The following is a 3,917-nucleotide window of genomic DNA, read 5'->3' as shown; positions in this document are numbered from 1 at the left end:
GCGACTCTTCCGGACTGTTCTCATCCCTCACCCTGTCCCTCTCCCGCACGGGAGAGGGGACCCGCGCCTCGTTCGGCACGGGCTCGCCGATCGCCTGCGTCCCAACCCGATCGGGAACGGCTCTAGGTCCGACGCGGCGAGGTGACGTACCTGCTCCTGTGCGGCGGCGATAAGTCCAGCCAGACCCGGGACATTCAGAGAGCCAAGTCCATGGCCGCCTCTCTCGACGGAATCACCTGATGCGTTTCACACCATTCGACGCGTCGGAATTCCTCGACCGTGAGGAGACGATTGCCGAGTACCTGGCGGCGGCGCTCGACGACCCCGACCCCGAGCTGTTCATCGCGGCCCTGGGCGATGTCGCGAAGGCACGCGGCATGGCGCAGATCGCCCGGGAAGCGGGTGTCGGTCGGGAGAGCCTCTACAAGGCGCTGACGCCGGGCTCGAAGCTCCGCTACGAGACGGTCCGCAAGGTCATGGACGTGCTCGGCGTCAAGCTCACCGTATCGACGCGTTCCTCGTAGGCGCCGCAGCGCTCCGGAAAGCGGAACGCCCCCGTCGCGTGCCGCCGCCACCATCCGGTGAGCGCCACCTCGGTGACGGCGGCCCCGTCGTGGGCGTGGATCATCGCGCCGGCGCCGGTGGCAATGGCGCAGTGCCGGGCCGGCAGGTGGCGGCGGAAGGCGAAGAGCAGGACGTCGCCCGGCCGCGGCGCCAGGTCCGCCAGGGGTCCGGGCACCGGCACGAGGTGGCGGGCGGCCGCCTCGGTGAGCGGGTCGGTCCCGGGCGCGGCCGATTCCGCCCAGGTGCCGGAATAGGGCGGCGGCACCTCCGGCTCGGCGCCGTAGAGCCCGCGCCAGACCCCGCGCAGCAGGCCCAGGCAGTCGCAGCCCACGCCGCGCAGCGACGCCTGGTGGCGGTAGGGCGTGCCCAGCCAGAGCCGCGCCTCGCCGAGCGCCGCGACACCGATATCTCGGCCGCTCTCGCGCCGCATCGCGCTCATCGGAACAGGCTCCCGCCGTCGAGGATGGGCTCCGAGCCGGGGACCGCCCGCATGACCGCGTCGTTGCCGGGCATGTGCGGGAAGCCCTGGAAGTTGACCGCGTTGGCGAAGCGGTCGCGGCAGGTGGCGAGGCGCTTGTCGCACCCGGCCGTCAGGCTGAACCCGTCGCCGGCGGCGACCGGCCGGGGCGGCACCGTCCAGAGCTCGATCAGGGGCCCGAGCTGCAGGCGCACGTCCGCCGCGAGCCCGGCATTGGCGCCCGTCGTCCAGGTCAGGCGCCCGCCGGTGAACAGGCCGTCCGCGAAGGACCCGGCGAGCGCCGCCGCGAGCGTGGCCGGCTCCGGGACGCCGGTCACCCGGCCGGCCGTCGTCCACGCGGCGCGGTCCACCCGGCATCGGGCATCGCCGAGATCGGCGCCGCAGGTCGCCCGGTAGGTGCGGCCCCGCTCGGCGCCGAGCCGGTGCGCGAGGCCGCGCAGCTCCGCCACGAAGGCGTCGCCGTCCCGGCGCACCTCGCCGATCGTGGCGACGTCGAGGAGGAGCCGGGTCTCGGGGCTGCTCCAGTCGACCAGCCAGGTCTCCACCGCGGCGCCGTCGTAGAGGCCGCCGGCGATGTCCGCCTCGGTCAGCCCGAGGCCGCTGAGCGCCCCCGCCACGTCGCCGCCCGAGACCGCGAAGCCGAGCTCGGCACTGGCCTCGGCCGCCTCCAGCCCGGTGCGGGCGGCGTGGACGAGGCCCGCGACGGTCAGGTCGCGGTCGTGGTCGGTGAAGCCGAGGGCGAGACCGTCCCGCCGCCGCAGGGACCAGCAGCGGCACAGGGTGGTCACCCCGCCGGCGAGATGGGCCGCGAAGGCCTCCGGGATGTCGCGCATGGCGTCACGCCTCCTCAGGGCACGATCTCGACGAGCGGCACCTTCGGGATCTCCCCGGCCGTGAAGGCGGCGAGGTCGATGGTCAGCGCGTCGGTGTCGAACCGGACCGGCACGTCGAAGGCGAAGCCCGCCGTCACGGCGGCGCCGGGCGGCGGAAGGTGGCCCGCCGCGAAGGTGACGAGGCCGGTCGTCGGGTCGCACGCGAAGGCGCCGGGCTCGACCTCCCGGCCCGCCACCGCGACGCGGACGCTGCCCGCCACCGGCTTGGCGATCCGGCGCCGGTAGGGCGCGAAGCCGGACCCGTAGGTCTTGACCAGCGGGAAGGACGCGGTGGCGCCGTCGCCGGTGCCCAGCGGCTGGTCGAGGGGACCGGTCGGCCGGCCGGGCGGCCCGGAGCGGCCGTCGACCCGGTCGCGGAACCGGAAGCCGTAGAGCCGCCCGCGCCGCTCCTCGAAGAAGGCCAGCACGGCGTGCAGCGCGTCGAGGCCGCGCATCCCGAACCCGGCCTCGTAGCGGCGGCGGGAATCGGCCCAGCGGCCGTTCCGGTGCTCCCGGCCCGAGGCCAGGGTCACGATCTCGGTGAGCCGCTGCGGGCCGCCGCCGGCGCGCAGCGAGACGTCGAGGGGGAACAGCACCTCGTGGAAATCGTCGGCCATGGCGGGCCTCTCCGGTTCGGGTCGCGCGGGTGCCGCGTCGGTCTTCCGGCTCCTCACCGCCCTCGCGAGCGCGGCGAAGCGAACCCGGGCAGCGCGACACCGGTGAGCGTGGCGCTCCCGGATCGCGTCGCTCCGCTCGCGCGGACGGAGGCCGGGCCGCAGATCCCGCGCGGCGTCGGGGGACGGTATCGCTGCCGGATCGGAGCAGCTGAAAAAAGTCTTCCGAGAGGCACCGGAAAATCGAAAGCGCCGTTCATCGACACGGGACGGCAGTTGATCGAAGATCGCCACACCGAAGCGGATTTTCTCCGAAGTCCTCTCGGTCCGCACATCTCGGTTCACCGCGCGATCCGCACGCCGCGCCGCCGTTTTGCCAGGGAAACCTTCCGATGAGCGCCAATCCTCTGCCGCTGCACGCATCCGCCCCCGACCTCGACATCCGCCGCGTCGCCGGCCGCATCGGCGCGGAGATCCGCGGCGTCGCCCTCTCGGGAGACCTGGACGACGGGACGGTCGCGGCGATCCGGCAGGCGCTGAACACCCACAAGGTGGTGTTCTTCCGCGACCAGGACCTCGACGAGGCCGGGCAGGAGGCCTTCGGCCGGCGCCTCGGCGACCTCGTCCCGCATCCGACCGTGCCCTCCCTCGCCGGCACGGCGGGAATCCTCGACATCGACGGCAGCCGGGGCGAGCGGGCGAGTTCCTGGCACACCGACGTGACCTTCGTGCCGGCCTACCCGGCGCTCTCGATCCTGCGGGCCGTGACGCTGCCGCCCCACGGCGGCGACACGCTCTGGGCCAACACGGCGGCGGCCTACGCGGACCTGCCCGAGCCCCTGCGCGACCTCGCCGACAAGCTCTGGGCGCTGCACTCCAACGTCTACGACTATGTCGGCGGCCGGGTGAACGTGTCGGAGGCCGGGCGGCGGCGCTACGACGAGGTGTTCACCAGGACCGTGTTCGAGACCGAGCACCCGCTGGTCCACGTCCACCCGGAGACCGGGGAGCGCTCGCTGATCGTCGGCCACTTCATCCAGCGGATCCTGGACCTGACCACCGCGGATTCGCAGCACCTGCTGGCGATCTTCCACGACCACGCGACCCGGCCCGAGAACACCGTGCGCTGGTCGTGGCGGACGGGCGACGTGGCGATCTGGGACAACCGCGCCACGGTCCACCGGGCGGTGGACGATTACGGCGAGGCGCCCCGCGTGGTCCGCCGCGTGACGATCCGGGGCGTCGCGCCGGTGAGCGTCGACGGCCGCACCAGCCGGGCGCGGGAGACGGAGGCGCGCAGGGCGGCGTGACCCTCGACGGGCCGCGCGGCGGCCGTGCCGGCCGCCGTCACGTCGCCCGCTGGCCGCGCGCCACCGCCCGGGCGAGGCT

Annotated in this window: 5 protein-coding genes; 2 read left to right on the top strand and 3 right to left on the bottom strand. The window is 74.3% G+C overall.

Annotation, left to right across the window (positions count from 1 at the left end):
* Nucleotides 1-239: 239 nt before the first annotated feature.
* Nucleotides 240-524 carry an addiction module antidote protein gene (locus ACLBYE_RS29870; protein WP_447696933.1) on the top strand — a complete coding sequence of 95 codons (285 nt, stop codon included), beginning with the start codon at nt 240-242 and terminating at the stop codon, nt 522-524.
* On the opposite strand, the gene ACLBYE_RS29865 is transcribed toward ACLBYE_RS29870, so the two are convergent.
* From ACLBYE_RS29865 to ACLBYE_RS29855, 3 genes are read right to left on the bottom strand one after another with little or no spacing between them, the layout of a single operon-like run.
* Nucleotides 455-1,003: an NlpC/P60 family protein gene (locus tag ACLBYE_RS29865; protein WP_447696932.1), complete on the bottom strand. Its 549-nt coding sequence runs from the start codon at nt 1,001-1,003 to the stop codon at nt 455-457. The genes ACLBYE_RS29870 and ACLBYE_RS29865 overlap by 70 nt on opposite strands.
* Nucleotides 1,000-1,875 (bottom strand): DUF2163 domain-containing protein, encoded by an 876-nt coding sequence (locus ACLBYE_RS29860; protein WP_447696931.1) that lies wholly within the window; start codon nt 1,873-1,875, stop codon nt 1,000-1,002. Before ACLBYE_RS29860 ends, ACLBYE_RS29865 begins: the two co-directional genes overlap by 4 nt.
* A gap of 14 nt (nt 1,876-1,889) precedes the next feature.
* Nucleotides 1,890-2,531, bottom strand: a complete 642-nt coding sequence (locus ACLBYE_RS29855; RefSeq protein WP_447696930.1) for a phage distal tail protein, Rcc01695 family — start codon at nt 2,529-2,531, stop codon at nt 1,890-1,892.
* A 389-nt stretch (nt 2,532-2,920) separates the two neighbouring features.
* On the opposite strand from ACLBYE_RS29855, the gene ACLBYE_RS29850 reads away from it, so the two are divergent.
* Entirely contained in the window at nt 2,921-3,838 is a 918-nt protein-coding gene (locus ACLBYE_RS29850; protein ID WP_447696929.1) for a TauD/TfdA dioxygenase family protein, read from the top strand.
* Nucleotides 3,839-3,917 lie beyond the last annotated feature (79 nt).

The organism is Methylobacterium sp. A52T (genome assembly GCF_053346095.1).
The sequence above is the reverse complement of the archived record's forward strand: the minus strand, read 5'-3'. Positions and strand labels throughout refer to the sequence as shown.

What these genes read in the sequence shown, in the direction of transcription:
- ACLBYE_RS29870 (WP_447696933.1), top strand. Translation starts at nt 240, where the DNA reads ATGCGTTTCACACCATTCGACGCGTCGGAATTCCTCGACCGTGAGGAG.
- ACLBYE_RS29865 (WP_447696932.1), bottom strand. Translation starts at nt 1,003, where the DNA reads ATGAGCGCGATGCGGCGCGAGAGCGGCCGAGATATCGGTGTCGCGGCG.
- ACLBYE_RS29860 (WP_447696931.1), bottom strand. Translation starts at nt 1,875, where the DNA reads ATGCGCGACATCCCGGAGGCCTTCGCGGCCCATCTCGCCGGCGGGGTG.
- ACLBYE_RS29855 (WP_447696930.1), bottom strand. Translation starts at nt 2,531, where the DNA reads ATGGCCGACGATTTCCACGAGGTGCTGTTCCCCCTCGACGTCTCGCTG.
- ACLBYE_RS29850 (WP_447696929.1), top strand. Translation starts at nt 2,921, where the DNA reads ATGAGCGCCAATCCTCTGCCGCTGCACGCATCCGCCCCCGACCTCGAC.